Raw genomic sequence first — 26,150 nt, forward strand, 5'->3', positions numbered from 1 at the left:
TGCACCGCAGCGAAGCAAGGGCCAGGAGGGCATGCGGAGGAGAACCCAGCATGACCGAGTTGCGGCACGACCTCACGGCGGTGGGCGACGTCTACACCGTCCCCGCCTCCTACGCCCAGGAGCGGGTCTGGTTCACCGCCCAGCTCAGCCCCGGGCAGCCGCTGTTCACGATGACCGACGCGGTCACCCTGCCACCCGGCGCGGGGCCGGAGCAGGCGCTCGCCGCGCTGCGGGCGGTCACCGAACGGCACGAGGCCCTGCGCACCACCCTGCGCCTGAGCGACGGCGAGCTCTACCAGGACATCCACCCCGCGGTGCCGATCGAGCTGCCGGTGACCGACCTGTCCGGGCTAACCCAGCCGGACCGGGAACGCGCCCGCGCCGAGATCGTCGCCGAGTACGCCCGCCTCGACCTGTCGATGGACCGCGCGCCGCTGTGGCGGGCGCGGCTGCTGCGGCTCGGCGCGGACACCTGGTGGCTGCTGTTCGCCGGGCACCACGTCATCCTCGACGGCACCTCACTGCTCAACCTGCGTGCCGAGCTGACCGAGCTGTGCGCCGCCGCCGTCGCGGGCCGCACGCCGGACCTGCCCGACCTGCCCATCCAGTACGCCGACTACGCCGCCTGGGAACGCGATCGCCTCGACGGCCCTCGGTGGGGCCAGCTGCGCGACTACTGGCGGGAGACGCTGACCGGCCTGCCCGTCGTGCACACGCTGACCACCGACCGTCCGCGCCCGCCGGCCCGTACGTTCAACGGCGGCGACGTCCGTCGCACCCTGCCCGAAGGCGTGGCGCAGGCGCTACCCGAGCTGTCCCAGCAGGCCGCCGCGACCCCGTTCATGGTGCAGCTGGCGGCCTATGTCGCGCTGCTGCACCGGCTGTCGGGCAGCGACGACATCGTGGTCGGCATGCCGGTGGTGGGCCGCGACCGTGCCGAGTTGGAGCCGCTGCTGGGCATGTTCATGAACATGCTGACGCTGCGGGTCGACGTCTCCGGTGATCCGCCGTTCCTGACCCTGGTCCGCCGGGTGCGCCACGTCGTACTCGATGCGTGGGACCACCAGGACATGCCGTTCCAAAAGCTCGTCGAGGAACTGGCGGTGCGGCGCGACCCCGGCGTGCCGCCGCTGTATCAGGTCACCTTCCACCATCTGCCGACCGGCCGCGGTGAGGCGTTCGGCGGCGCCATGGACGACCTGTCGCTGGAGATCGCCGGCAACGAGCTGCGGCTGGAGTACAACAACGCACTGTTCGAGGCCGCCACCATGGAGGCGTTCGCGGACCGCTACCTGCTGCTGCTCGCGGCCGCCGCCGCGGCGCCGCGGACCAGGGTGGGCGCGCTGCCGATCATGTCGGACGCCGAGCGCGCCCAGGTCGTGACCGGCTGGAACGCCACCGACGCCCCGGTGCGCCAGACCACCCTGGCGGAGCTGTTCGACGACCAGGCCCGGCGTACCCCGGACGCGATCGCGCTGGTCGACGGCGAAACCCGGCTGACCTACGCCGAGTTGTCCGCCGCCGCCGAGCAGGTGGCACGGCGGCTGATCGCGCACGGCGTAGGCCCTGAGTCGATCGTCGCCATCCACGAGCCCCGCTCCCGCCGCCTGGTCGCCGGGCTGCTCGGCATCCACCGGGCCGGTGCGGCCTACCTGCCGTTGGATCCGGACTATCCGGCCCAGCGGCTGGCCTACATGCTCGCCGATGCCGGTGCCGAGGTGCTGCTGGCCGACGAGGCGCCGCAAGGGCTGGCCGTACCGGGCGTCGTGCTGCCGCTGACCGGCCCGGACGAGCCCGACACCGCTGCGGGCACCACCGCCGGGCCGGGCAACGTCGCGTACCTGATCTACACGTCAGGGTCCACCGGGCGACCGAAGGGCGTGATCAACGAGCACGCCGGCATCGTCAACCGGCTCGACTGGATGCAGGACACCTTCGGACTCGGACCCGACGACGCCGTCCTGCACAAGACGCCGATCGGTTTCGACGTGTCGGTCTGGGAGGTGTTCTGGCCGCTCACCGTGGGTGCGCGGCTGGTGCTGGCCCAGCCGGGCGGACACCGCGACCCGGCGTACCTGCGGGATCTAATCGAACGGGAGCGCATCACCACCGTCCACTTCGTCCCGTCGATGCTGGACGCCTTCCTGGCCACGGCCGGTACCGCCGACCTCGCCAGGTGCGGGTCGCTGCGACGGATCGTGTGCAGCGGCGAAGAGCTGCCGCTCGACCTCGCCCGCCGGGCCGTGGCCGCCCTCCCGGCCGCCGCGCTGCACAACCTCTACGGGCCCACCGAGGCCGCGATCGACGTCACCGCCTGGGCGGCTACGCCCACCGCGTTGGCCGGGGTCACCCGGGTGCCGATCGGCAGGCCCATCCGCAACGTCCGCACCTACGTGCTCGACCAGGCTCTGCAGCCGGTGCCGGTCGGCGTCGCCGGGCAGCTCCACCTCGGCGGGGTGCAGGTGGCCCGCGGCTACCTGCACCGCCCCGAACTCACCGCCCGCACGTTCGTCGCCGACCCGTTCCACGGCGCCGGCGGTCGGCTCTACGCCACGGGCGACCTGGCCCGCTGGCGGACCGACGGCACCCTGGAGTTCCTCGGCCGCATCGACGACCAGGTCAAACTGCGGGGCCTGCGGATCGAGCTGGGGGAGATCGCCGCCGTGCTGCGCGAGCAGCCGGGCATCGGCTCCGCCGCCGTCGTCGTACGCGGCGCCACGCCCGCCGAACAGCGCCTGGTGGCGTACGTGACGCTGACAGCAGGCACCGAAAGCCTGGACCAGGCGGCGCTACGGGATGCGCTGAAGCGGCAGCTGCCGGAATACATGGTGCCGTCGGCGTTCGTGCCGCTGGCCGCACTGCCCCTGTCTGCCAACGGAAAGCTCGACACCGCCGCGCTACCCGCGCCCGGGCACGACGACAGCCGCACCGCCGAGCGCCGGCCACCGGTCACCCCGGTCGAGCAGGCCATCGCCGCCGCCTGGCAGGACGTGCTGGGGGTCAGCGACGTCGGGCTCGACGACGACTTCTTCGAACTGGGCGGGCATTCGCTGTTGGCGATACGGATGCTGGCCAGGCTGCGCGACGCGTACGGCGACATCGACGTCGGCGTGATGGACGTGTTCCAGCACCCGACCGTTCAGGGGCTGGCCGCGCTGATCGACGGCCCGGCCGACCGGGAGCGCCGGCGACCGCTGCTCTACGAACTGACCAAGCCGGTCCCGGCGGGGCAGCGGGTGCGCTCCTACGTGTGCGTACCCTACGGTGGCGGGCTGGCCAGCATCTACCAGCCGCTCGCGGACGAACTGCCGCCCGGGCACACGCTGTTCTCGGTGGCAGTCCCCGGCCATGACGTCGGGGTCAGCGACGCGGAGCTGCCCTTCGACGAGCTGGTCGACCGGTGCGTCGCCGAAATCCAGGACCGGGTGGACGGCCCGCTGGTCCTGTACGGCCACTGCGTCGGCGGCGCCCTGCTGACCGGCATCGCCCGGCGGCTGCACGAGCAGGGCCGCCCGATCGACGCGATCTACGCCGGCGGCGTGTTCCCGACGGCCCGGCCGGACAACATGCTCGGCCGCCTGGTCGACTGGGTCGACTCCCGTGGCGCCGACCGGCGTTACGAGACGTTCCTGCGCTCGATCGGCGCCGAGCTGGCAGACCTGGACCAGGCGCAGGTCGACCGGTTCGTCCACCACGTGCGGCGGGAGGCCGCCGAGGCGCAGGAGAAGTTCACCGAGTGGCTGGAGGCCGAGCCCGTCCAGGTGCCCGCGCCGGTGATCTCCGTCGTCGGCACCCACGACATGCTCACCGAGTACTACGAGGAGCGCTACCGCGAGTGGAGCCTGCTCGGCGAATCCACCGCGCTGGTGGTCCTCGACCAGGCCGGGCACTACTTCATCAAGCAGCGGGCCAAGGCGCTCGCCGAGGTGGTCACCCAGACCCATCTGCGCCTGGCCGAGCCCCCCGCCGCGCAGGCCACCGCGGAGCGGCTCGCCGGTGACGGCTGGGAACTGGCCGCCACCAGCGCCGACCCCGTCACCGCCGGCACCGACGTGCAGCCCGGCGTACGCCGGTTCCTGGCGCTCACCGCCAGCCAGCTGATCTCGGCCACCGGCTCGGCGCTGACCCAGTGGGCCGTACCCGTCTGGGTCTACCTGACCACCGGGTCGATGCTGTCGTTCGGCCTGTCCGGGGTGATCGCCTACCTCCCGGCGCTGCTGACGCTGCCGGTCGCCGGCGCCGTCGCGGACCGGTTCGACCGGCGCAAGGTGCTGCTCGCCGCGTGCGCGGCCGCGGTGACCACGGAGGCGCTGCTGGCAACCCTGCTGTGGACCGATCAGCTGGGGTTGGCCGCCGTCTACACCCTGGTCTGTGTGCTCGGCGCGGCGTCGGTGTTCCAACGCATCACCTACCTGGCCGCGATCCCGCAGGTCATGCCGAAGCGCTACCTGGGGCACGCCAACGGCATCGCCCAGCTGGCCGTGGGGCTCAGCTCGCTGGCGGTGCCGCTGCTGGCGGCGGGCCTGCTCGCGGCCATCGACCTGACCGGCATCCTCCTGATCGACATCGTGAGCTACGCGGTCGCGATGAGCGTGCTCGCGGTGGTGAGGTTCCCGAAGCTGCTCGGCCGCCGCCGCAAGGAGCCGTTCCTGGCCGAGCTGACCGGCGGCGCGCGGATGGCGTGGGCGCAGCCGGGGTTCCGGAGCATGCTGGGCTTCTTCTCCCTCTACAACCTCTGCCTGGCCAGCCTGCTGCTGGTGCCGCCGATGGTGCTCGCGTTCGGCACGATGGGCCAGGTCGGCACGGTCGCGTTCGCCGAGGCGCTGGGCGCGGTGCTGGGTGGACTCGTGATCGCGGCCTGGGGTGGGCCGACCAGACGCCGGATGGCCGCCCTGATCGCGATCGCGTTCGGGGTCGCGATCAGCCTGGTGCTCAGCGGCGTACGCCCGAACCTCGTGCTGGTCGCGATCGGCAGCTTCGGCGTGGGACTGGGACTGGGCCTGCACAACGGCATCTACCTGGCGATCATCCAGGTGAAGGTGCCGCAGCGGTTCCACGGCCGGGTGTTGGCGATCATCCAGACGCTGACCTGGGCGACGCTGCCGCTGGGCTTCGCCGTGCTGGTGCCGCTGAGCGGGTCGGTGCTGGAGCCGATGTTCGCCCCGGGCGGCGCACTGGCCGACAGCGTCGGCGCCCTGATCGGGACCGGTCCCGGCCGAGGGCTCGGGTTCGCCTTCGTCGTGTCCGGGCTGGCCTTGGCCGTGGTGTCGCTGGGCGCCTACGGCCGGCGCCGGCTGCGCCTGTTCGACACCGAGACCCCCGACGCTCCGGCGGATGCGACCGAGTGGCTACCGGAATGCGGGCCAGTGCTCCGGCCTTCAGGCCGGGGGTGAAGGCCCGCGCTGGGAGGGCCGCTAGGCCGGAGCAGTGCCTTGACCGGGACGGTTCTGCTGCTCGATGTACTGCTTCACGACGCTCAGCGGTGCCCCGCCGACCGACCCGGCGAAGTACGAGCCCGACCACAGCTTGTTGGCCCGGTAGTAATGATGCACGAGGTCGGGGAACTCCTGCCGCAGCCGCCGTGAGGAGACGCCCTTGAGGCTGTTGACCAGCCGGGCCACCGCGACTTTGGGTGGGAAGTTGACCAGCAGGTGCACGTGGTTGTTCTCGCCGTTGAACTCGACCAGCTCTGCCTCGAAGTCGGTGCACACGTCCCGCATGATCGCCTCCATCCGGGTCAGATGCCGGTCGGCGAACACCTTGTGCCGGAACTTCGTCACGAAAACCAAGTGGACGTGCATTGCGAAAACGCAGTGCCTGCCAGTGCGAATGCCTTGAGATTCGGCCATAGACCAACATGGTACCGTGCGCTGTGTGCAGCTCCGTTACCAGTTCCGCGTGTATCCGACGCCCGGCCAGCAGATCGAGCTGGCTCGGGCGTTCGGGTGCGCGCGGGTGGTGTTCAACGACGGGCTGCGTGCACGGCAGGAAGCCCGCGAGCAAGGCCTGCCGTACGTCTCGGACGCCGAGCTGTCCAAGCGGGTCATCACCCAGGCCAAGGCGAGTCCGGAACGGGCGTGGCTGGGCGAGGTGTCGGCCGTGGTGTTGCAGCAGGCTCTCGCGGACCTGAACACCGCGTACCGCAACTTCTTCGCCTCGATCAATGGCAAGCGCAAGGGCCGCAAGGTGGCCCCGCCCCGGTTCCGGTCCCGCAAGGACAACCGGCAGGCCATCCGGTTCACGAAAAACTCCCGGTTCAAGGTGCTTGACAACGGCCGCCTGCGGCTGCCGAAGATCGGCGACGTGACGGTGCGCTGGTCCCGGTCGCTGCCCTCGGACCCGTCCAGCGTGACGATCATCCGGGACGCGGCCGGGCGACACTTCGCCTCGTTCGTCGTCCAGACCGGGGACGAGCTGCTGCCAGAGCTGGACTCGGAGGTCGGAATCGACCTGGGCCTGACGCACTTCGCGGTCCTCTCGGATGGCACGAAGGTGGCCGCGCCGAAGTTCCTGCGCCGGGCGGCCCGCAAACTCAAGCGGCTGCAACAGGACTTGTCCCGCAAGCAGCGGGGCAGCAGCAACCGCAAGAAGGCCGTCGTGAAGGTCGCCAGGGCACACGTCCGCGTGGCCGACACCCGGCGCGACTGGCAACACAAACTGTCCACGGCGATCATCCGCGAGAACCAAGCGGTGTACGTCGAGGATCTGTGCGTCGCCGGTATCGGCCGGACCCGGCTTGCCAAAAGCGTCCACGACGCCGGGTGGGCCAGCTTCACCGCCTTGCTGGAGTACAAAGCGGCCCGGCACGGACGCACCTTCGGGCGGGTGAACCGATTTTTCCCGTCGACCCGCATGTGCTCCCAGTGTGGCCGAATCAACGACAAGATGGCACTCAACGTCCGAGCGTGGAACTGCCCCTGCGGAGCAGCCCACGACCGAGACGCCAACGCCGCAATCAACGTGCTCGCCGCCGGACAGGCGGAGAGTCGAAACGACCGTGGAGCGCAGGTAAGACCGGGTCCCATCCCGGCACCGCGCCGCGAAGCGGTAACCCACCCGGATGCCGCGCGGTCCACGCGCAGCATGGAGGGAATCTCCGCCCTTTAGGGCGGAGAGGATGTCAACGCACCTGCGCCGGCACCGGGTCGACGATCTGTAGCCGCAGTTCCGAGGCGTACGCCTGGCCGGCCGCGTCGGTCAGCCAGGCGTCGCCCGGGCCGGGCAGCAGCTCGGTGATGGTCAGCCCGACCCCGTCGCCGCCCTTGGCGTGTGCGCCGCGCAGCAGGGTGCACAGCAGCCGGGTGTAGACGCCGCTGGTCAGGTCGATGAAGCTGGGTTTCAGCTCGGTGTCGACCCGGACGAAGATCTGCTCGGGCAGGCCGAGGGCGAGCCTCCAGCGCCGCACCGCGAGGTAGCGTTCCCGCTCGCCCTTCACCGTGTGCAGCCCGGTGTCGCCGACCGTGGTGCGCCAGGTCTCACGGACCAGCACGAGGTCGTCGACGGTGATCCGTGGGGTGTGCCCAGCGTTCCCGGCTAGCTTCCACGTGTCGAACACCTGATGGTCGAACAGCGGCGCGAACACCTCCAGCAGCGGCCACTGCCGCCCGTCGACCGCGTGCACCCGCAGGCTGCCGTCGGCCTCGGGCCGCACGGTGAGGTCGGTGATCGGTACGAGGCGGTCCGGGTCGGCGCCGGGGGCGCTGACGAAGCCGAGCTGCGCGTCGGCCGGTCCGTGCAGCCATTCCGCGATGCGGGCCGTGTGCCGGGGCCAGTCCACCGGAGCCAGCAGCCGCACCCGGCCCTCGGGCAGGTCGGCCCGCATGGCGTCGCGCAACCGGTGCGGTTCCGGGTGCCCGTAGGCGAAGAAGTGCGTGTCGAACGCGGCCAGAGCAATGTGCAGCTCGCCGAGCACGACGGTGAAGTCTCCGCGCAGCAGCGCCGCCTCGTCCGGGGCGCATAGGTGCACGTCGGGGCTGTGAATCCGGGCGGCGGCCCAGCCGGGCGCGGTGGCCGGGAACGCCGCGGCGACCCGCTCGGTCAGCTCGGCGGCGCCGAGCCGCAGCTCCCGGGCGTCGGCGTCGACGTCGGCCAGGCCAAGCACCTTCGCCCAGCGGGCCAGGAAATCCGCGGTGACGGCGGCGCCGGGCGGGTCGGCCCCGAACACGACCGCGTGAGCCAGGAACCACAGGTCGGCCAGGGCAACGTCCGCGGTGGCCGAATCGGCCGACAGGTCGCGGTAGAGGGCCGCCAACGCTTCGGCGTACGCGTCGCCGATCGCCGCCGTCAGCCACCGGGCCGACAGCAGCAGCGGTTCCAGCGGAGCAAGCCGTTCCAGCAGCGGTTCACCGAAGCTGATGTCCAGGTCGCGTACGGTTTCCAGGTGGCACAGTGTGCGCCCGGCGTACACCTCGCCGGGGTGTTGCCGCGCGGCCTGACCGGTCAGCTCGACGAACTTGCGCTCCAGTGCGGACATGGCCGCGGCCAGGGCCTCCGGGCCGTCGGCGGCGGCCACCGCGTCGCGCAACGCGCTGATGGCGGCCAGCTCACCGAGCACCCGTTCGCGGACCAGGTCGTCGCCGATCGCGGCGAGCTGTTCGCGCAGCACCTGCTCGGCGGTGAGGTCGATCGGCAGGTCGAACCCGATGCGCAGCACGCCGCGCTCGGCGAGGTCGTCGAGCTGCGCGTACACGTCGGCGGCGCGGCGGAACCCGCTCGCCGGGTCCGCGACCAGCGCGGAGGCGAGGTCCGCGACGCACGATCGCCGCTGCGCCAGGGTGAGCAGCGCGGCCGCCGCCGCCGGCAGCGCCTGCGGCGCGCGGTGCGGATGCAGCAGCACCCCGTCCCGCAGCGTCAGCTGGGGCGCCAGCCGCACCGGCAGCCAGTCCCGCACGCCCTCCGCGCGGGCGAAGGCCTCGCCGAGCGCGTCCAGCGCCCACCGCTCCAGGAAAACGCGGCGGGTACGCGTCAGAGCCGCACCCGGGCGCACCGTGGCGACGGCACCGGGGCCGCCAAGCTCCGTCCAGCAGATGGGACCGAAGAAACCGATGGTGTCGTTCTTGAGGCAGTACCGCTGCCAGTATTTCGCGATGGCCTCCTCGCGGTGCCGTCGGCGCAGATTACGCGGGGCGTGCGGGCCGTCGCGCCGGATCGCGTCGACCGCGACCAGGACGGCCGGATTCTGCCAGGCCAGCGCCGTGCGGAACGTGTCGTCGCAGGCGATGTCGTAGACGGCCTGGCCGAGGTCCGCCGCGGCGGCGTCGAACGCGGCCGCGAAGGCGTCCGCGCCACAGGCACCGCTGAGATAGCTGTCGGCGGCTGCCGCGAGCGCGGGCGCGGCGAACCGCAGCATCCCGGCCACCGGAAATCCGGCCGACCGTAGCAGCGCTGAGCGCCATACGTGCCACGGGGTTCCGGCCAGCGGCGTGAGATGCTCTCGGGGCATCCGGCAATGGTATGCATCAAGGACCTGCGGTGGGACGGGCGAAAATGAGCTTCGGGCTGGTGTCCTTCGGCGAGGCGCTCGGCGATCCGGTACCGGTGGCGGACGTGGTGGGGCAGTACACCGACGACGTGCACCGGGTCCTCGGGTACGGCTACCGCCAGGTGCACCGCAGCGCGCCGGAGGTCGGCCTGACCGACCTCGCCGAGCGGGCCGCCCGCCAGGCCCTCGACGCCGCCGCGCTCGCCGCCGCGGAGGTGGACCTGCTGGTGCTGGCCGTCACCGACCTCACCGAGTACCTCTACTGGGACGCCGCCGCCGACCTGGCGCACCGGCTCGGGGCGGTCAACGCCGAAGCGGTGCTGCTCACTCAGGCGTGCACGACGGGTGTGCTCAGCTTCGACACGGTCGCGGGCAAGTTCGCCACCCACCCGCGGTACGCCAGCGCCGTGGTGGTGGCCGCGAACCGGACCTGTGAGGCGTACTGGAACCGGATGGACACGCAGCCGATGGTCTTCTCCGACGGCGCGGTCGCCACGGTGGCCCGGCGCGGGCATTCCCGGCTGCGCTGGCTCGCCACGGAGGCCGCCACCGACGGCCGCTACGCCGCCTTCTACCGGCTCGACGTGGGCGGCGCGGCGGAGCCCTTCGGCCTTGGTGCCGAGCCGCCTGCCGCCCGCGACGTGTGGCACGTGATGGAGTTCTTCGACTACGACGCCGAGCAGTTCGAGCAGTTCGCCCGGGACCTCGACGAGCGGGCCGTGCGGGTCACCGAGCGGGCCTGCGAGCGGGCGGAGGTAAAGGTCGCCGACCTGGCGCGCCTGATCCTGGTCAGCGACAACGAGCGGGCCATGGCGTCCCTGGCCGAGGCGCACGGGGTGCCGCTGGCGCGTACCAACCGGGAGTTGGCGGCCGAGCACGGGCATCTCGGTGCGGCGGACCAGCTCTTCGGACTGAGCCGCCTGCTCGCCGCCGGTGAACTGCGCGAGGGCGACCGGGTCGCGCTGATCTCGTTGGGCCGGGGCATGCACTGGGCCTGTACCATCGTCGAGGTGTGAGCGTCGATCGGTTTTGACGGCGCGCCGCCGCTGCCGCCGGATATCCGTTGTGGAGAGGGACACTGGATGGCCAGTCGCCTGGTGCGGCTCGTCGCCGACGTGCTCGCGTTGCCGGTCGATGAGGTCGACGCGCAGACCGGTCCCGCGACCACAGCGGCCTGGGTGAGCTTGCGTCACCTCCAAATCGTCGCGGCGGTCGAGGACACGTACGGGATCGCCATCACGCCACGGGAGATCCGGGCCGTTCGGTCGGTGGCGGACCTGCGCGAGCTTCTCGCGCGGCGAGGCGTCGAGGAATGACCTCCGCCGCGCCGTCTCCGCTCAGCGACGCCGACCTCGACACCGGGCTGTTCATCCGCCGCTTCGAGGAGGAACTGCTGCGCCTGTACGCCGACGGCCACCTCAGCGGCACCACGCACACCTGCCTCGGCCAGGAATACATCCCGGTCGCTCTGGCCCCGCTGCTGGCCGGGGACTTCGTGTTCAGCAACCACCGGGGGCACGGGCACTACCTGGCCCACTGCGCTGACCCGGACGGCCTGCTGGCGGAACTGCTCGGCCGGGAGGGCGGGGTGTGCCGTGGGCACGGTGGCAGCCAGCACCTGCGCCGGGATCGGTTCCTGTCCACCGGCGTGCAGGGGGAGAGCCTGCCCGCCGCGGTCGGCGTGGGGCTGCACCTCAACCGCACCGGGCAGGACGCGATCGTGGTGACCTACATCGGTGACGGCACCTGGGGCGAAGGCGCGGTCTACGAGGCGCTCAACATGGCGCAGTTGTGGCGGGTGCCGCTGCTGGTCGTGGTCGAGCACAACCGGATCGCCCAGTCCACCCCGACCACACAGCAGCTGGCGGGGAGCATCGGTGGCCGGGTCGCCGGGTTCGGGATCACCTTCAGCGAGTCGGATTCGCTGGACCTCAACGAGGTGCGGGCCGCCGCCGCGCCGCACATCGAGCGGGTCCGCGCCACCCGGCAGCCGCACGTGCTGGTGCAGCACACGGTCCGGCTCGGCCCGCACAGCAAGGGCGACGACTCCCGCCCGGCCGACGAGGTTCGCCGGCTGCGCCACCTCGACTGGCTGCAGCGGTACGCGGCCGCGTACCCGCCGCAGTTCGCGGCCGCCGACGCGCGGGCCCGGCAGCGGGTCGCGGAGATCTCGGCCGCGGTGCTGGCCCGGCCCCTGGTGAGCGGAGGCGTGGCGTGACGCGCGCCGAACGCATGAGCCAGAACCTCAACCGCGCCCTGCACGAGTTGTTCGCCGCCAACGAGCGGGCCTGGCTGTTGGGCGAGGATGTCGTCGACCCTTACGGCGGCGCTTTCAAGGTCACCCAGGGTCTGTCGACGGCCTACCCGGAGCGGGTGCTGTCGACGCCGCTGAGCGAGAACGGCATCACCGGCGTCGCGGGTGGCCTGGCGCTCTGCGGTGACACGGTCATCGTCGAGATCATGTTCGGCGACTTCGTCGGCCTCGCCTTCGACCAGATCATCAACTTCCTCACCAAGTCCGTCGCGATGTATGGCGAGCACACCCCGATGCGGGTCCTGATCCGCTGCCCCGTCGGCGGTGGGCGGGGCTACGGCCCGACGCACAGCCAGAGTGTGCAGAAGCACTTCATCGGCATCCCGCACCTCGCGCTCTTCGAGCTGTCGCCACTGCACGACGCGGCCGACGTGCTCGCCGCCGCGCTGCGCCGCGGCGAGCCGTCCATGCTGTTCGAAGACAAGATCCTTTACACCCAGCGCCGGTACGTGGACAACCGCGTCGACGACCGCCTCGCCTTCGAGCTGCTGGGCGCGGACCGCAACTGGGCCCGTGTCCACGATCCGGCTGCCGCCGCCGCACCGACGCTGGTCATCGCACCTGGCGGGGTCGCCAACCGGGCGATCGCCGCCGCCAGGAGTGCCTGGGAGCAGGGACGCAACGTCGAGGTGCTGGTCCCGGCCCGGCTCTACCCCTTCGATGTCGACAGTGTGCTCGGCCTGCTCGACGGCGCGGACGGCGTGATCGTCGCCGAGGAGAGCACGACCGGCGGCACCTGGGGGAGCGAGGTCGCCACCCGGCTCTACGCCGCCGCGTGGCCGCTGCTGCGTCGGCCGATCGAGCTCGTCAACTCGGCCGCCGGCATCATTCCGGCGGCACCGCACCTGGAACGGCCGGTCCTGCTCGGCGCGGACACGATCCTGGAACGCATCATGCACCCCTCCGTCGGCGAACGCCCTGGTACGGCTCCGGCGCCCCGTTCGCCGCTGACCAGGTTGCGCCAGGCGCGGGCGGCGGAGCACGGCGTCGCGGTGAGCCTCCCCAAGCTCAACAACAACGACGACAGCTACGTGCTGCTGGAGTGGCTGGTGCCGGCCGGCGCCACCGTCGAGATCGGACAGGTGATCGCGGAGGTCGAGACCTCCAAGGCGATCGAGGAGCTGACGGCGACGCACGCGGGCGTCCTGCGTCAGGACCTCGCCGCCGGGGTCGACTGCGCACCGGGCTCGACCATCGGTCACATCCTGCCCGCCGGCGCTCACCCTGCTGCGGCGCCCCCGGCCGCTGAACCGTCCGGGGTGACGCAACCGGCGCTGCCGGGGCGGCCGCTGCCACCGTCGCAACGCCGCATCGCCGACGTGGTGGCGGCCTCGCACCGGGAGATCCCGGCCGCCTTCACCGCCGTGCGGGCCGACGTGACCGCCGCCCTCGCGTACGCGCGCCGGGCCGCCGACGAGACCGGCGCCGAGGTCAGCCTGACCGAGGTCGTCATCGCTGCCGTGGCCACGTTGCACGAGCGGTTCCCCGCCCTCTACGCCCAGCTCACCGGGGACGGCCGGGTCATCGACGCGGCACACCCGTCGGTCGGGCTCACCGTGGACGTGGGCACCGGACTGTTCCTGCCGGTGATCCGCGACGCGGCGAAGCTGGACCTGGGCGACCTCGCCGACGCCGTGGTCGAACTGCGGATGAAGGCGCTGCGCAACCGGCTGCGCGAGGACGACATGGCCGGGATGAACTTCCTGGTCGCGCTCAACAACACTCCCGGCGTGAGCTACGCCCAGCCGATCATCCCGCCCGGCGTCACCTGTGCCCTGTCGGTGCCCGACGTGCACCGCGAGGTCATGCTGGGCGCCGGCGGTGAGGTCCGCGAGCGGATGGTGGCGGACCTCGGGCTGGCCTACGACCACCGGCTGGTCAACGGGGCGCAGGCCGGGGCGTACCTGGCCGCGCTCAGCGCCGCCCTGCAACTGTGACCGGGTGGCGCCCCGCACGAGCGTCATCACCGCGCACGCCCGGGCACTCGGGGCCTGTGTCAAAGGACACCGCCGCCGACCTGCCCCCAGCTCACTGATCAGGTCCGCTCACCACCGGTGACGTCGGCCCGTCGCTGCGAGCCGACCGCCTGCAGCGCACGTCGGACGGTGCGACGCGGCAGAAGGATGGCGCCGACCGCGTTAAGGGCCACCCCCCACAGCAGCGCCACGATCACCCACCTCACCCACCCCGCAGCCCCCGCTGATCCGGGGAGCACCTCCTGCAGGACGGCGTACGGGGTGAGCCAGTCGAGGGCAGCGCCCAGCGGCGTAAGCAGTGCGTATGCGCCGAGCGGCAACACGATCGTCGCCAGGCAGGCCCAGACCGGCCGCCCGATCAGCAGCCCCAGCCCAGTGCCGACGAACTGCGCGAGCACCTGCACCAGCACACCCGCCACGGCGATCACGCCGGCGTGCGCCCACGGGTCCCGCGCGGTGGACTCCGATGCGGCCAGGGCGGCAAAGGAGAACGCGTCGCCGGCAAGCCCAGCGGCCACAGCGATCAGCGCCGCGGTGGCGAGGGTCGGCAGTACCCGTGTGGCGGCGGCCCTGCGGAGATCGTTTGCCAGCAGGACACCGATGAATGGCAGCGGGACGGAAATCATCGTGTGCACCTGCTCGGCGACGTTGGCGACAGTGCGCTCGGCGGGTGGAAGTCCGGCCGTGAGCGCCGCAGCGGCAAGAGCCCCGACCCCCGCCGTCGTCCCAAGTAGGACCCGGCGGCCCCGTGTCCCGGCCGCACGCCGGAGCGTGCAGGCGATCGTCTCGGTCACATCTACCTCCCGCGGATCATTCACATCGCTGCCTTGGCATTGATGACAATCGCCGATGAGGATGGGACTCCGCACGAGCCGGAGGATCCGGTCGTTGCCCTACTTTGGTCGGTGTCGCCTTCCAGCCGCGCCGCTTAGGCTGCCGACATGGCCGCCGCGCTGTTCGTGCTGCTCGTGCCGGACCCGGCAAGCGGCCGGGCCGCGGCGCGTAATCGTCTGGCCGACATCGTGGCGGTCGTCATGGCGCTCGGTTACGGCCTGGTGATGATGCCGATCGGTGACGCGACCGCGGCCGGCGCGGCGATTCCGTGGCCGGTCGACGTGCTGCTCGGCGTGGTCTGCGCCAGCGCGTTGATGTTCCGGCGGCGGTGGCCCTTGGCCGTCCTGCTCGCGGTGCTGCCGTTCGGTGCGATCGCGGTGACGGCGACCGGACCGATCCTGGTCGCGCTGTTCACCGCGGCGATCCGCTACCGGGCCCGGCTGCTGTTCGCGCTGGGCGCGGCGCACGTGAACACCGGTGTGATCTACTTTCTGCTTCAGAACGATGCGCCGTTCTCGGTCTGGGTGGACGTCGTGTTCCGCTCGGTGACCGCTGCCGCGGCGATCGGCTGGGGCCAGTTCGTGCGGGCCTACCGGCGGCTCACCGCCGCGCTGCGCTCGCATGCCGCGCGGTTGCAGGCCGAGCAGCAACTGCGCGTCGATCAGGCGCGACTCACCGAACGGGCCCGGATCGCGCGGGAGATGCACGATGTGCTGGCGCACCGGATGTCGCTGATCACTCTGCACGCGGGCGCACTCGAGGTGCGTGCCGACGCGCGACCCGACGAGATCGCGATCGCGGCCGGGGCGATCCGGTCCAGCGCGCACGAGGCATTGGAGGAACTGCGGGCCGTAGTCGGCGTCGCGGATCGGCCGGAGCCGCCGCAGCCCGGCCTCGCCGACGTGCCCGACCTGGTGGCGAGCGCCTGCGAAGCGGGGATGCGGGTCGAGTTCGCCGACGAGGTGGCCGGGGATGAACCGCCGGTGGTGTTGGGGCGGACCGTCTACCGGATCGCGCAGGAGGCGCTGACCAACGCCCGCAAACACGGCAGCGGCGCGAGCGCCGCGATCCGGCTGACCGGCCGGGCCGGTGCGGGATTGCGCATCGTCGTGGTCAACCCACACGGGGATACGAGCGGGCGCGCCGGCCGGCTCGGTGGAATGGGACTGCTCGGCATCCGCGAGCGAGTGGCTCTGGCCGGTGGCCGGGTGAAATGCGGCCCGGAGGGCGGGGAGTACCGGCTCGAGGTCTGGCTGCCGTGGCCGAAATGAGCGGAGGCCGTCCTCCCGCCGGCGCGCCACCCGCTGCCCACAGCCCGCTGTCCGTGCCGTGCTGGCACACTGCGCCGGACGCGGCCGGCGGACTGCCGTCCGCCGGGTCGGACTCCCGCCAGCGCCCGATCCGGCTGGCCATCGTGGACGACGATCCGCTGGTGCGGGCCGGACTCCGGATCCTCGTCGGTGGGTCACCCGACATCGAGGTGGTCGCCGAAGCGGGCGACGGCGCGCAGGCTGTGTCAATGGCTCACGCGCACTGGCCCGACGTGATCCTCATGGACGTCCGGATGCCCCGCGTCGACGGGCTGGCCGCCACCCGCCGCATTCGTTCACGACCGCACGCACCGGAGATCATCGTGCTGACCACATTCAACGCCGACGAGTATGTCCTGGATGCGCTCCGCGGCGGTGCGTGTGGTTTCCTGCTCAAGGACACACCGCCCCGGGAGATCCTCGCCGCGATCCGCACCGTCGCCGACGGGGCGGCGATCCTTTCCCCCGCGGTCGTCCGTCGGCTGATCGATCACATCGCGGACCCGGCTGCGGGGAGCCGCCGGGAACGTGCGCGGGATCGGTTGGCGGCCCTCACCGGACGGGAACGGGACGTGGTGATGCTCGTCGGCGAGGGTCGCTCAAATGCCGAGATCGCCGCCGGGTTGGGCATGAGCGTGCCGACGGTGAAGGGGCACATCTCGCGGCTGCTGACCAAGCTGGAGCTTAACAACCGGGTGCAGATCGCTCTTCTGGTGCACGACGCCGAATTACTGTGAGCGTCAGCCGGCGCTTCCCCCGCTTTCCCGAAACCCGAGCTGACGCACACTGTCGCCCGGGGGAGGAGTGGGGTGTCCAGCCCGCGCCAGGTCCCTGAGCGGACGATATCCGGGCCGTCGGCTGGAAGGGCGCGGCGCGAGCCTGGTTCGTGGCCGCCACGGGCACGGTCGACGTGGCCGCGCTCGCCGGGGCCGGACCGCGATGGCCGGCCCCCGCCGATCAGGTCGTCACCAGGCCGAGCCGACCCCGCCATGCTCACAGTCGGTCGACGGCGTCGGTGAGTCGGGTGGCGAGGTCTCGGATGTGCGTGATGAGTTCGGGTGGTTCGTGGATCTGAAAGCGGAAGCCGAACGACGCGACGTAGATGGCGAGTTCGTCGAGGGAGTTGGATCCGGTGTGCAGGAGGCAGGTGTGCGGGTCCACTGCTTCAAGGACGCCGACGGTCGGCGGGATCCGTTCGGCGGCGGTCGCGGCGGGCACGTGCAGCGTGATCTGAGCCTGGTAGCGGTAGGGGGCGGTGGAGACGCCGTGGGTGAGGTAGCTGGCGAGGTCGACGTCGGGGGCCTGTCGGGGCGCGAAGCGAGGGCCAGTCGGGATGCGGGGGCGGATCCGGTCGACCCGGTAGGTGCGCCAGTCGCGCCGGTCGGTGTCCCAGCCGATCAGATACCAGCGCCGGCCGGTGTGGATCAGCCGGTGAGGTTCGGTTTCGCGGAGCGAGTTGGTGCCGTCGTGGCTGCGGTAGTCGAAGCGGAGCCGGTGATGGTCGCGGCAGACGGCGGCGAGGACGGTCAGCACCTCCGGGTCCACGGTGGGGCCGGCGGCGGGGACCGTGACGGTGACCGAGTGCAGCAGGTTGACCCGGTGGCGTACGCGCGACGGCAGTACCTGTTCGAGCTTGGCCAGCGCACGTAGCGAGGTTTCCTCGATGCCGGTGATCGCACCGCTGGCGGCGCTACGCAGCCCGATGGCGACGGCGACGGCCTCGTCGTCGTCGAGCAGCAGCGGCGGGAGCTTCGTGCCGGCGCCGAGCCGGTAGCCGGCGGCGCCGGGGGTGGCGTGCACCGGGTAGCCGAGGTCGCGCAGTTTCTGGATGTCACGCCGCACGGTCCGCACGTCGACCTCGAGGCGTTGGGCGAGGTCGGCGCCGGTCCAATCGCGGGGAGTCTGCAGCAGCGAGAGCAGACGCAGCAGTCGGGCGGAGGTCTCCAACATCCTGCAAGTCTGTCAGCATGCTAGGGCAGAACCTGTCCTAACCGGCCCATAGCGTGGTGTCCATGAGCGAACAGATCACCCCGTACCGGATCGACATCCCCCAGGACCGCCTCGACGACCTGCGCCAACGACTGGCCAACACGCGTTGGCCGGACCAGGTGCCCGGGGGCGGCTGGGAGGCCGGGGTGCCGCTGGACTACCTGAAAGAGCTGGCCGACTACTGGCAGACCACGTACGACTGGCGCGCCCACGAGGCACGGCTGAACCAGTTTCCCCAGTTCACCACCGTGATCGACGAGCAGATCGTGCATTTCCTGCACGTGCGCTCGCCGGAGCCGGACGCGCTGCCACTCGTGCTCACCCACGGCTGGCCCGGCTCGATCGTGGAGTTCCTGCAGATCATCGGTCCGCTGACCGATCCCGCGCGGCACGGCGGCGACCCCGCCGACGCCTTCCACGTCGTGGCCCCGTCACTGCCCGGCTTCGGCTTCTCCAACCCGCTGGCCTCCCCGGGCTGGAACACCAACCGGGTGGCCCGCGCCTGGGCCGAGCTGATGAACCGCCTCGGCTACCAGCGGTACGGGGCGCAGGGCGGCGACACCGGAGCGATCGTCTCCCCCGAGCTCGGCCGCGTCGATCCTGCTCATGTGCTCGGGGTGCACGTCAACAACCTGGGCACCTTCCCCTCCGGTGATCCGGCCGAACTGGTCGGCCTCACCGAGGCCGACCAGGCACGCCTCGCGCTGATGACGACCTGGGGTCAGGACATGGCCGGATACGCCGTCGTCCAGTCGACCCGGCCGCAGACGATCTCCTACGCCCTCACCGATTCACCCGTCGGCCAGCTGGCGTGGATCGTCGAGAAGTTCAAGGAATGGACCGACCCGAGCGCCGCCCTGCCCGAGGACGCCGTCGACCGCGACCTGATCCTCACCGACGTCTCGGTGTACTGGCTGACCGGCACCGCCGGATCCGCCGCCCGCCTCTACTACGAAGACGCCCGCACCTGGGGCCAGGCCCGGCCACGCTCGGCCGTACCGACCGGGGTGGCGGTTTTCCCCAACGACATCACCATCCGGCCTCTCGCCGAACGCGACCACAACGTAGTGCAGTGGACCGAGTTCGACCGCGGCGGCCACTTCGCCGCCCTGGAAGCACCCGACCTCCTCGTGGCCGACGTGCGCGAGTTCTTCCGCAAGCACCGCTGACGGCAGCCGAGCCGGCCGTCTCGTCGCCCGGACCACCCCTCCGGGCTACGGGACGGCACCTTCCGCGGCCCTCCGAAGCCTGCAACGCCCAACCGAATCCACAACGCCCGGGAGACGTACCCGATGACCCACCTTCCGACGATGGTGCCGCGGCTGTCCTGGCCCGAGGTATGGAGTCGGCGGCTCGACCGGCACGGACTGTCCGCCCCGGCGGCCGGCCAGCCGGCCGACGCCGTTGCCGCCATGTGCGGAGCGCACGCTCAAGTGCTCTCCGCGGCTGAGGTGTCCATCGCGATACGCGTGCCCGGCACCACCCGCAACGACGTTCGAGGCGCGCTGTGGACCGAACGCAGCCTCGTCAAGACGTTCGGGCCGCGCGGCACCGTGCACCTGCTGCCGACATCTGACCTACCGATGTGGACCGGCGCGCTTGGCGCGTTGCCACCGTCCTCGAACGGCCTTCCGGCCGGCGCGCGGCTTAGCGAAGATCAGACCGACCAGGTCGTCTCGGCGATCGCGGAGGCACTGGCCGACGCCGAACTGACCATCGACGAGCTCACCGCTGCGGTGCTCGCCCGCACCGGCTCATGGGCCGCCGACCCGGTCGTGCCCGGGTTCGGCGGTATGTGGCCGCGCTGGCGACAGGCGATGCACCTTGCCGCACACCGTGGGGCACTGTGTTTCGGCCCGAACCATGGACGGAAGGTCACCTACACCAGCCCGCAGCGGTGGCTGCCCGGATTCCGGCCCGCACCGGCATCCGGCGCCCTCGCGAGTCTGGTCCGGTGCTACCTGCACGCGTACGGACCGGCGACACCGCAGCAGTTCGCGCAGTGGCTGTCCGCGCCTCGCCGCTGGGCGACCCAGTTGTTCGACTCCCTCGCCGGCGAACTACACCAGGTCGACGTCGCCGGCACGCTGGCCTGGGACGTGGCCGGCGACACCGCGCCAGCATCCGTGCCACCCCATGGGGTACGGCTACTGCCCTACTTCGACGCCTACACCGTCGGCTGCCACCCGCGTGAGCAACTCTTTCCTGGACCGGCCGCGCAACGCGCGCTGTCCGGTGGGCAGGCCGGCAACTTCCCGGTACTGCTCGTCGACGGCACGGTCGCCGGGATCTGGCACCTGCGCCGCTCCGGGCGCACGCTGCACATCACGGTGGAACCGATGACCAGGCTCACCGTTGGCCATCGCCGGGACCTCGACGTCCAAGCGGACCGTATCGGGGCGATCCTGGAAGGCAGACAACAGCTGACCATCGGCTCGGTGACCGTCGGCGGCCATGCGTGACCACGCCAACGCGCAGCGCGGTGGGTGTCGCCTCGTGGACGCGAGCGCCTGTTGGACCTACTCGTGAAAGGCATTGGCGGATGCCATGTCGAGTTCTTCGCTCAGTGCCGGCCGCGCAACGCCCGGCGGTCGAGGCATTGAGTGATCTTCACCCAGATGACTCCCTTGCGCTGCCCATCTGCGTCGCGGGGGCGCCCGGGTGGGTGGTCAGCTCGACCCAAACCCGCTTCCCTCCCTCATGATCGTGGACGCCCCACCTGGTGGAGAAAGCTTCGATGACGGCGATGCCGCGGCCGCCGATGCCATCGGGATCACGGCGGCGTGGCACCACCGAGGAGCCGTCGGCCACCGACACCACAACCCGGCCGTCATGGGACTCGACGCTGAAGTCGACGCAGCCTCCGCCGTGCTGCACGGCGTTGGTGATCAACTCGCTGGTGACCAGCGCTGCCGCCTCGAGCCATTCCTCGTCGTGGTAGCCCCAGCCTTGTAGTACGGCAATGAGAGCGCGGCGGGCCGTGCTGGGCGCGTACACGCCTAGTGGCACATCGAGACGGGCGGTCAGTTCACTCACGGCCGGTGGGTCCTGTCCTGCGGGCTCAGCCAGCGATTGCAGCGCAGACGGTACCCGCCGTCGGGTAGCGGCAAACAGCTTCGACGCACGACGACACCGGCCGGCTCAACGCCTCGTTGCGTCGTCGTGGCCCGTGAGGAGGGCCGGCAGCCGTAGGGAACCGGCCCCCAGCCCCGGGTGGCTCCTCGGCCTTTCCGCCCTCTCGCACCGAATGTGCCAAGATCCGGGTATTAGGGTGCGGTGACCTCAGGCCGAGGGCCGGCCAGCGAGGGGTGGCCAGAGCCGGGCTCGCCCTGAACCGGGGCAGCAGAGCGGCGGGCGGTCCGCAAGATTTGTCAGTTCCTCCGCCGGGGTAGGGATCGGGAGCTGGCCATAGCAGATTTTCACTGGCCGCCGTTGGTGACATGGCCGCAGAACCGGTCGACATGGGCGGACGTCCGGCGGGTGGGCTGCTGCCCGTCGGACGGCTGCAGGCAGCGATTCCTGGACGGCTTGGCCGCTGTCGCGGTGGCCCGCCTGCCCGGTCGCGGGTCGGTCTCTCGTGGTCGATCCGGCCCGGACCGTGTCATGCTGCACGGAGCCGACGGGAGGACGACGATGGCTGCTGGCGATGCCGTGCAGGTGCGGCCGGCGCGAGGGTCGCTGCGACCGCTGGTCTCGGGGGCGACGCTGGTTGCGCTCCTGGCGTTGCTGTTCGGGCTGCCGTGGTGGACGTTGACGGTGGCGGCGCGGTGGCCGGCGCCGGTGACGGCCGCCGGCACGAGCGTGTTCGTCGTCGCGCTGGCCGCGTTCCCCGTTCTGATGTATCTCGGGCACGGCCGCCGGCGGCTGGACGCGGCGGCCCGCGCCGGCGACACCCTCCTTGGCCTGATCTGGATCCTGTTCATCTGGACGCTTATCGCAAACGTGGTCCGGCTCCCGCTCGCCGCCGCGGGGGTCGCCGATCCGGTCCGGTCCCGATCCGTGGCGGTCGGCGCGGCGGTCGTCTCGATCGTCCTGGCGGTTTGGGGGTACGCCGAGGCGATGCGGGTGCCCAGGGTCCGGCGGGTGGAGGTCACCATCGACCGGCTGGGTGCCGGTCTCGACGGGGTCCGGGTGGTGCTGCTGACGGATACCCACTACGGCCCGATCGACCGGGCCCGCTGGTCCGCCCGCACCATCGAGGTGGTCAACGGCCTGGCCCCCGACATCGTCTGCCACACCGGCGACATCGCCGACGGCACGGTCGACCAGCGCCGGGCGCAGGCAGCGCCGCTGGGCACCGTCCAGGCCCGGCTGGCCCGGGTGTACGTGACGGGCAACCACGAGTACTACGGCCAGGCGCAGGGCTGGGTCGACCACATGCGGGACCTCGGCTGGGAGCCCCTGCACAACCGGCACCTCGTGGTGGAGCGGGACGGTGCCCGGCTCGTCATCGCCGGTGTGGACGACGTGACGGCAGCCGCGTCCGGCGTCGCCGGTCACCGGGCCGACCACGCCGCGGCGCTCGCCGGCACCGACCCGCGGCTGCCCGTGCTGCTGCTGGCTCACCAGCCGAAGCAGATCGGCGACGCGGTCGCGGCCGGCGTAGATCTGCAACTGTCCGGGCACACCCACGGCGGCCAGATGTGGCCGTTCCACTACCTGGTCCGGATCGACCAGCCGGTCGTGCAGGGCCTGAGCCGGCACGGCCGGGCCCAGCTCTACACGAGCCGGGGGACCGGTTTCTGGGGTCCGCCATTCCGGATCTTCGCGCCGAGCGAGATCACCCTGCTCACCCTCCGGGCGAGTTAGCCCGACCGGGCCGGCAAACACCGCCGCCACCTGACCGTGACCGGGATGCCCCGGGGGCACCCCGTTGACTATTCCCGGTCCGGTGCCAGAACTGAGAGGCCTGATCCTCCGAGTTGCGCGCGTGCCGGATGAAGCCCCAGCCGGCTCCACGGCGAACGCCGAGCTGTTCGTCTATCCCGGCGACCGGCACCTCTTCGTCGACTCCTCGCTCGATGCGTACGACCCGGAGGCATCCGCGTTGCTCATGAAGCGGGTGCGGGCGTTCCTCGCCTCCCTCTGATCGGCGTGGGCTGAACGTCGGCGCGGACCAGAGGATGGCTCGGTTCTCGGCGGAGATTGTGTGCGGGGCGCGTGGACTCGGCTCTGCATAGGGAATCACCCGATTCGGTAACCGCCCCAGCCACCTAGCGTCGAGCCGTGACCCCCCATGCGCCCCGGGCAGAGCGCGGCGTCGGCCGCGACGGCACGCCCAGCCGCACCCTGGTTCGCCGCCGACTCGGCGGCACCGCAGCACTGGTGTGCCTTGTCGTGGTGACGGGCGGGTGCGGCATGAGCAGCTCCGCCGGCTCGGACCCAACCGGCCGGCAGTACGGGTACGCGCCGAAGCCGGACCGGTCGGTGGCATATCAGCCGGACGTTGTGCTCGTCTCCGGCGGTGGCAGCGCCATCCGTTCGGTGAGCCGGGACGGTTTCACGTATGTGATCGACGGTGACGCCAAGGGCGCCGACGACCTCGCGCCCGGGAGAATCATGTTCGCCACGAGCGAGGCACTGGGCCGGGTGGTGAGGGTGGAGCCGACGGGCGGCGACGTGGCCGTCACCCTGGCCCCCGTGGAGTTGACCGATGTGGTGCGCGACGGTCACTTCGAGATCGACCAGGCGCTCGATCTCGAGTCGCAGACGTTCAGCCAACTGCCCGACCTGCTGGGGGAGGTCGTCGACGGGGCCGAGGCCACGCCGGTCCTGCCGGATGCCCAGAAGGCCACTGGGATGGGCACGAATGCCATCGGGGTAGGCGACTTCCGGCTCGCCGTACCCCCGATCGCCCTTCGGCCAGCGCGCGGGCCTGACCCGGAGGCGGCCAAGAGCGCCCAGCGCAAGATCGGGGACTGGGACGTGACGGCGTACAAGGACAGCGCGAAGCTGGGGCTGACCGCCGAGCACTCGACTGCCGCACAGGCGGGCCCGGGAGGCCTCAAAGTCGACTTCGACATCCAGCTGCGGGTCCGGAACCTGCGCGTCCACGGCGACATCAGGGTGACGAACGGCATCATCCCGAACCCCTCGTTCCGCATCGACGGGGTCGAGGGACTCGCCGTGACGATCGCCGCCGGCGCCCAGGGCGGGCTCAGCGACAACAAGAAGGCGAAGATCGAGTTCCCGATCGAGGTGAAGCAGCCCATCATCATCGGGGGCTTTCCCGCGACCCTCAAACAGACGTTCAAGTTCCTCGTCGAAACAGCGTTCACGGCGAAGAACGGCAACCTGTCGGCGACCGGCCAATGGGGGCTCGCCGGACCGATCGGGTACGCCGGCTCGTCCGTGCTGACGCCCACCTTCTCCGTACAGAAGAGCATCATGCAGTCCCTGCGCGGCGTGTCCATCGGTGTCGAGGCGATCGTCCTGGCGGTGGAGTTCCGATTCGGCTTAATGATCGGCCTGCCGGTGGCGGGCGCCGGGCCGTTCGTCGGGATCGTGGCCTCGGTCGGCCTGACCAACGGTTCGGCAGCCGGCCGGGTGGGGCTGCCGCTGGCCGGACCAGCCGTGAAGTGCCGCGGCTCCACGCTCGTGGCGACCGTCCGCGCCGGCGAAGGCATCAACATGTCCGAACCTTTGGCGAAGGCGATCAAGGAGGTGCTGAAGGTCGACATCCCGAATGAGGCGGACTTCCTCAAGAAGGACATCGTCAACCGCACCGTCGTCGAGCCGGACGTCCCCCTGTGCCGCGGCTGACAGCCCTCCTGGCCCGGTCTTTGGCCGCGACGAGCCGGCCGCCGAAGACCACCGAAAGCACTCTTGACGAGAGGAACCCATGCCCGACGTGGGGCCGTGGGCGACAAGCGAACCCGTTGGGAAGGGATGATTGATGAAGACTCTCAGGAAGCTGGCACCCGTTGCGATCGTCGCAGGCGCGCTCGCCCTGGTCGTGGCCTGTGGCAGCGACGGCGGTTCCACGTCGTCCGGCCCGGCGGACAGTTCAGGTACGGCGGACGACGCCGTCAGTGCCGTAACCGAGGCGAAGGGCGGCGAATGCGAGCGCCTCACCGCGAGCGAGGTCACCGAGGTGATCGGCCCGAACGATGGCGGACAGCATGACTACGCGCTCGGCGGATGCGTCTGGACGGCAACCTCCGGCGCCAAGGACGGACTGGTCGAGGCGATCTCCGCGACAGTGCTGTCCAAGAACGAGTACGAAGCCGTGGCCGAGGTCGGGGAGCCGGTGACCGGATCCGCCGACGGGGCCACCTACGACACGATCCACGGTGAGTTGTGGTTCCCCTGCCGCAGCGGCGACTTCTGTGGGATCAAGGTGAACATCAGTGACCCGGACAAGCGCAAGGACGTCGCGACCCGACTGGGCAAGGTTTTGCAGGGGCGGGTGTAGGCCGCGGGCGGCCGGGCTCGCGTGTTGTCACCAGCGAGCCGACATCGGCTGAATGACCCAACCGCCTGTGCCGACGGGCGCGCATTCTGCCGGCAGCGGATCAGCCTGGTGGCGACCGACCGGAGCAGTGAGACTCACGGCATGGGATCCGCAGCGCCAGCGGCTCGGCAGGAACACCTCAGGTCGCTCTACGCGGCGTTCAATCGCCGGGACATCTCTGCCGTGCTGGCGGCGCTCGCGCCTGACGTGTCGTGGCCGAACGGGTGGGAGGGTGGCACCCTACGAGGCCACGATCAGGTCCGCGTCTACTGGATGCGCCAGTGGGCCGAGATCGACCCCGTCGTGGTGCCCACGGAGTTCCACACTGAGGACGACGACCGGGTCACCGTCACCGTCCACCAGGTCGTGCGTAACCTGCACGGCTCTGTTGTCACCGATCAGCTCGTGAGGCACGTCTACCGCTTCAACGACGGCCTCATCGTGGACATGGAGATCCAGAACTGACGCCACGCGATGACGCGACGTCATGCGCGCCGGGTGCTTCACCACCAGCGGCTGCGCGGTCACCGTCGGCGGGACGGCTCTCTGGCTTCTTCCCGCGGTACCCGCCTCCACCGGAGAAAGCGGCGGCTTGTCTGCCGGTGGGTTCGAGTCCGAGGCGGGCGCGGGCGAGGACGAGTGGGGTCCGCTGGCCCATGCCTGCGGGCTGCAGGCCCTCGGATATGGCACGGCGAAGGTCGTCTGGTTGTGGGGGTAGCCGCCTGAAGCGCGTCCTGGCAGTAGCAGGCGATCTCGATGCGTCTGACCGGGGCGGAAGACCTCCACTACTCCG

20 protein-coding genes are annotated in these 26,150 nt (G+C 71.3%); 15 read left to right on the top strand and 5 right to left on the bottom strand.

What is annotated here, in order from left to right:
* Positions 1 to 50: 50 nt before the first annotated feature.
* Positions 51 to 5,393, top strand: a complete 5,343-nt coding sequence (locus ABZW14_RS14290) for an amino acid adenylation domain-containing protein (RefSeq protein ID WP_355345197.1) — start codon at positions 51 to 53, stop codon at positions 5,391 to 5,393.
* Between the two features lie 21 nt (positions 5,394 to 5,414).
* Here ABZW14_RS14290 and tnpA read toward each other — a convergent pair whose 3' ends face one another.
* Positions 5,415 to 5,849 carry an IS200/IS605 family transposase gene (gene tnpA, locus ABZW14_RS14295; protein ID WP_355345200.1) on the bottom strand — a complete coding sequence of 145 codons (435 nt, stop codon included), beginning with the start codon at positions 5,847 to 5,849 and terminating at the stop codon, positions 5,415 to 5,417.
* A gap of 25 nt (positions 5,850 to 5,874) precedes the next feature.
* On the opposite strand from tnpA, the gene ABZW14_RS14300 reads away from it, so the two are divergent.
* The gene (locus ABZW14_RS14300; RefSeq protein ID WP_355345203.1) at positions 5,875 to 7,107 is read left to right on the top strand and encodes a transposase; all 1,233 of its coding nucleotides are present in this window, start codon (positions 5,875 to 5,877) and stop codon (positions 7,105 to 7,107) included.
* Between the two features lie 13 nt (positions 7,108 to 7,120).
* On the opposite strand, the gene ABZW14_RS14305 is transcribed toward ABZW14_RS14300, so the two are convergent.
* Positions 7,121 to 9,442 carry a lantibiotic dehydratase gene (locus tag ABZW14_RS14305; RefSeq protein WP_355345206.1) on the bottom strand — a complete coding sequence of 774 codons (2,322 nt, stop codon included), beginning with the start codon at positions 9,440 to 9,442 and terminating at the stop codon, positions 7,121 to 7,123.
* A gap of 29 nt (positions 9,443 to 9,471) precedes the next feature.
* Here ABZW14_RS14305 and ABZW14_RS14310 point away from each other — a divergent pair, with 29 nt between their 5' ends.
* The 4 genes from ABZW14_RS14310 to ABZW14_RS14325 all read left to right on the top strand — a co-directional run bounded on the left by ABZW14_RS14310 (position 9,472) and on the right by ABZW14_RS14325 (position 13,732).
* Entirely contained in the window at positions 9,472 to 10,497 is a 1,026-nt protein-coding gene (locus ABZW14_RS14310) for a 3-oxoacyl-[acyl-carrier-protein] synthase III C-terminal domain-containing protein (protein WP_355345209.1), read from the top strand.
* A gap of 66 nt (positions 10,498 to 10,563) precedes the next feature.
* On the top strand, positions 10,564 to 10,797 hold the full coding sequence (locus ABZW14_RS14315) for an acyl carrier protein (RefSeq protein WP_355345212.1): 234 nt from the start codon (positions 10,564 to 10,566) through the stop codon (positions 10,795 to 10,797).
* The gene (locus ABZW14_RS14320) at positions 10,794 to 11,699 is read left to right on the top strand and encodes a thiamine pyrophosphate-dependent dehydrogenase E1 component subunit alpha (protein ID WP_355345215.1); all 906 of its coding nucleotides are present in this window, start codon (positions 10,794 to 10,796) and stop codon (positions 11,697 to 11,699) included. Before ABZW14_RS14315 ends, ABZW14_RS14320 begins: the two co-directional genes overlap by 4 nt.
* Positions 11,696 to 13,732: a 2-oxo acid dehydrogenase subunit E2 gene (locus tag ABZW14_RS14325; RefSeq protein ID WP_355345218.1), complete on the top strand. Its 2,037-nt coding sequence runs from the start codon at positions 11,696 to 11,698 to the stop codon at positions 13,730 to 13,732. Before ABZW14_RS14320 ends, ABZW14_RS14325 begins: the two co-directional genes overlap by 4 nt.
* Positions 13,733 to 13,830: 98 nt before the next feature.
* Here the strand turns inward: ABZW14_RS14325 and ABZW14_RS14330 are convergent, their stop codons facing one another.
* A complete protein-coding gene (locus ABZW14_RS14330) occupies positions 13,831 to 14,565 on the bottom strand; it encodes a hypothetical protein (protein WP_355345221.1) in 735 nt (244 codons plus the stop codon).
* 147 nt (positions 14,566 to 14,712) lie between these two features.
* Between ABZW14_RS14330 and ABZW14_RS14335 the strand changes: the two genes are divergently transcribed.
* Both ABZW14_RS14335 and ABZW14_RS14340 read left to right on the top strand, forming a co-directional pair.
* A complete protein-coding gene (locus ABZW14_RS14335) occupies positions 14,713 to 15,876 on the top strand; it encodes a histidine kinase (RefSeq protein WP_355345224.1) in 1,164 nt (387 codons plus the stop codon).
* On the top strand, positions 15,855 to 16,652 hold the full coding sequence (locus ABZW14_RS14340) for a response regulator transcription factor (protein WP_355345716.1): 798 nt from the start codon (positions 15,855 to 15,857) through the stop codon (positions 16,650 to 16,652). The genes ABZW14_RS14335 and ABZW14_RS14340 overlap by 22 nt, the downstream gene beginning before the upstream one ends.
* Before the next feature lie 256 nt (positions 16,653 to 16,908).
* Here ABZW14_RS14340 and ABZW14_RS14345 read toward each other — a convergent pair whose 3' ends face one another.
* The gene (locus tag ABZW14_RS14345; RefSeq protein ID WP_355345227.1) at positions 16,909 to 17,865 is read right to left on the bottom strand and encodes a YafY family protein; all 957 of its coding nucleotides are present in this window, start codon (positions 17,863 to 17,865) and stop codon (positions 16,909 to 16,911) included.
* A 74-nt stretch (positions 17,866 to 17,939) separates the two neighbouring features.
* Here ABZW14_RS14345 and ABZW14_RS14350 point away from each other — a divergent pair, with 74 nt between their 5' ends.
* Together ABZW14_RS14350 and ABZW14_RS14355 are read left to right on the top strand one after the other, a co-directional pair.
* The gene (locus tag ABZW14_RS14350) at positions 17,940 to 19,073 is read left to right on the top strand and encodes an epoxide hydrolase family protein (RefSeq protein ID WP_355345719.1); all 1,134 of its coding nucleotides are present in this window, start codon (positions 17,940 to 17,942) and stop codon (positions 19,071 to 19,073) included.
* A 123-nt stretch (positions 19,074 to 19,196) separates the two neighbouring features.
* A complete protein-coding gene (locus ABZW14_RS14355) occupies positions 19,197 to 20,366 on the top strand; it encodes a winged helix DNA-binding domain-containing protein (RefSeq protein ID WP_355345230.1) in 1,170 nt (389 codons plus the stop codon).
* Between the two features lie 148 nt (positions 20,367 to 20,514).
* Here the strand turns inward: ABZW14_RS14355 and ABZW14_RS14360 are convergent, their stop codons facing one another.
* Positions 20,515 to 20,940 (bottom strand): ATP-binding protein, encoded by a 426-nt coding sequence (locus ABZW14_RS14360; protein ID WP_355345233.1) that lies wholly within the window; start codon positions 20,938 to 20,940, stop codon positions 20,515 to 20,517.
* Positions 20,941 to 21,537: 597 nt separating this feature from the next.
* On the opposite strand from ABZW14_RS14360, the gene ABZW14_RS14365 reads away from it, so the two are divergent.
* The 5 genes from ABZW14_RS14365 (at position 21,538) to ABZW14_RS14385 (ending at position 25,822) form a co-directional block, all read left to right on the top strand.
* Positions 21,538 to 22,713 (top strand): metallophosphoesterase, encoded by a 1,176-nt coding sequence (locus ABZW14_RS14365; RefSeq protein ID WP_355345236.1) that lies wholly within the window; start codon positions 21,538 to 21,540, stop codon positions 22,711 to 22,713.
* A gap of 121 nt (positions 22,714 to 22,834) precedes the next feature.
* Positions 22,835 to 22,993, top strand: a complete 159-nt coding sequence (locus ABZW14_RS14370) for a hypothetical protein (protein ID WP_355345239.1) — start codon at positions 22,835 to 22,837, stop codon at positions 22,991 to 22,993.
* 137 nt (positions 22,994 to 23,130) lie between these two features.
* On the top strand, positions 23,131 to 24,666 hold the full coding sequence (locus ABZW14_RS14375; RefSeq protein ID WP_355345242.1) for a hypothetical protein: 1,536 nt from the start codon (positions 23,131 to 23,133) through the stop codon (positions 24,664 to 24,666).
* A gap of 133 nt (positions 24,667 to 24,799) precedes the next feature.
* Positions 24,800 to 25,318 (top strand): hypothetical protein, encoded by a 519-nt coding sequence (locus ABZW14_RS14380; protein ID WP_355345245.1) that lies wholly within the window; start codon positions 24,800 to 24,802, stop codon positions 25,316 to 25,318.
* Between the two features lie 108 nt (positions 25,319 to 25,426).
* Positions 25,427 to 25,822 carry a nuclear transport factor 2 family protein gene (locus tag ABZW14_RS14385; RefSeq protein WP_355345248.1) on the top strand — a complete coding sequence of 132 codons (396 nt, stop codon included), beginning with the start codon at positions 25,427 to 25,429 and terminating at the stop codon, positions 25,820 to 25,822.
* Positions 25,823 to 26,150: the final 328 nt, after the last annotated feature.

Origin of the sequence: Micromonospora sp. NPDC004551, assembly GCF_040609975.1 — a bacterium.
Classification (GTDB): domain Bacteria; phylum Actinomycetota; class Actinomycetes; order Mycobacteriales; family Micromonosporaceae; genus Micromonospora.

What these genes read in the sequence shown, in the direction of transcription:
- ABZW14_RS14290 (WP_355345197.1), top strand. Translation starts at nt 51, where the DNA reads ATGACCGAGTTGCGGCACGACCTCACGGCGGTGGGCGACGTCTACACC.
- tnpA (WP_355345200.1), bottom strand. Translation starts at nt 5,849, where the DNA reads ATGGCCGAATCTCAAGGCATTCGCACTGGCAGGCACTGCGTTTTCGCA.
- ABZW14_RS14305 (WP_355345206.1), bottom strand. Translation starts at nt 9,442, where the DNA reads ATGCCCCGAGAGCATCTCACGCCGCTGGCCGGAACCCCGTGGCACGTA.
- ABZW14_RS14315 (WP_355345212.1), top strand. Translation starts at nt 10,564, where the DNA reads ATGGCCAGTCGCCTGGTGCGGCTCGTCGCCGACGTGCTCGCGTTGCCG.
- ABZW14_RS14320 (WP_355345215.1), top strand. Translation starts at nt 10,794, where the DNA reads ATGACCTCCGCCGCGCCGTCTCCGCTCAGCGACGCCGACCTCGACACC.
- ABZW14_RS14335 (WP_355345224.1), top strand. Translation starts at nt 14,713, where the DNA reads ATGGCCGCCGCGCTGTTCGTGCTGCTCGTGCCGGACCCGGCAAGCGGC.
- ABZW14_RS14345 (WP_355345227.1), bottom strand. Translation starts at nt 17,865, where the DNA reads ATGTTGGAGACCTCCGCCCGACTGCTGCGTCTGCTCTCGCTGCTGCAG.
- ABZW14_RS14355 (WP_355345230.1), top strand. Translation starts at nt 19,197, where the DNA reads ATGACCCACCTTCCGACGATGGTGCCGCGGCTGTCCTGGCCCGAGGTA.
- ABZW14_RS14365 (WP_355345236.1), top strand. Translation starts at nt 21,538, where the DNA reads ATGGCTGCTGGCGATGCCGTGCAGGTGCGGCCGGCGCGAGGGTCGCTG.
- ABZW14_RS14380 (WP_355345245.1), top strand. Translation starts at nt 24,800, where the DNA reads ATGAAGACTCTCAGGAAGCTGGCACCCGTTGCGATCGTCGCAGGCGCG.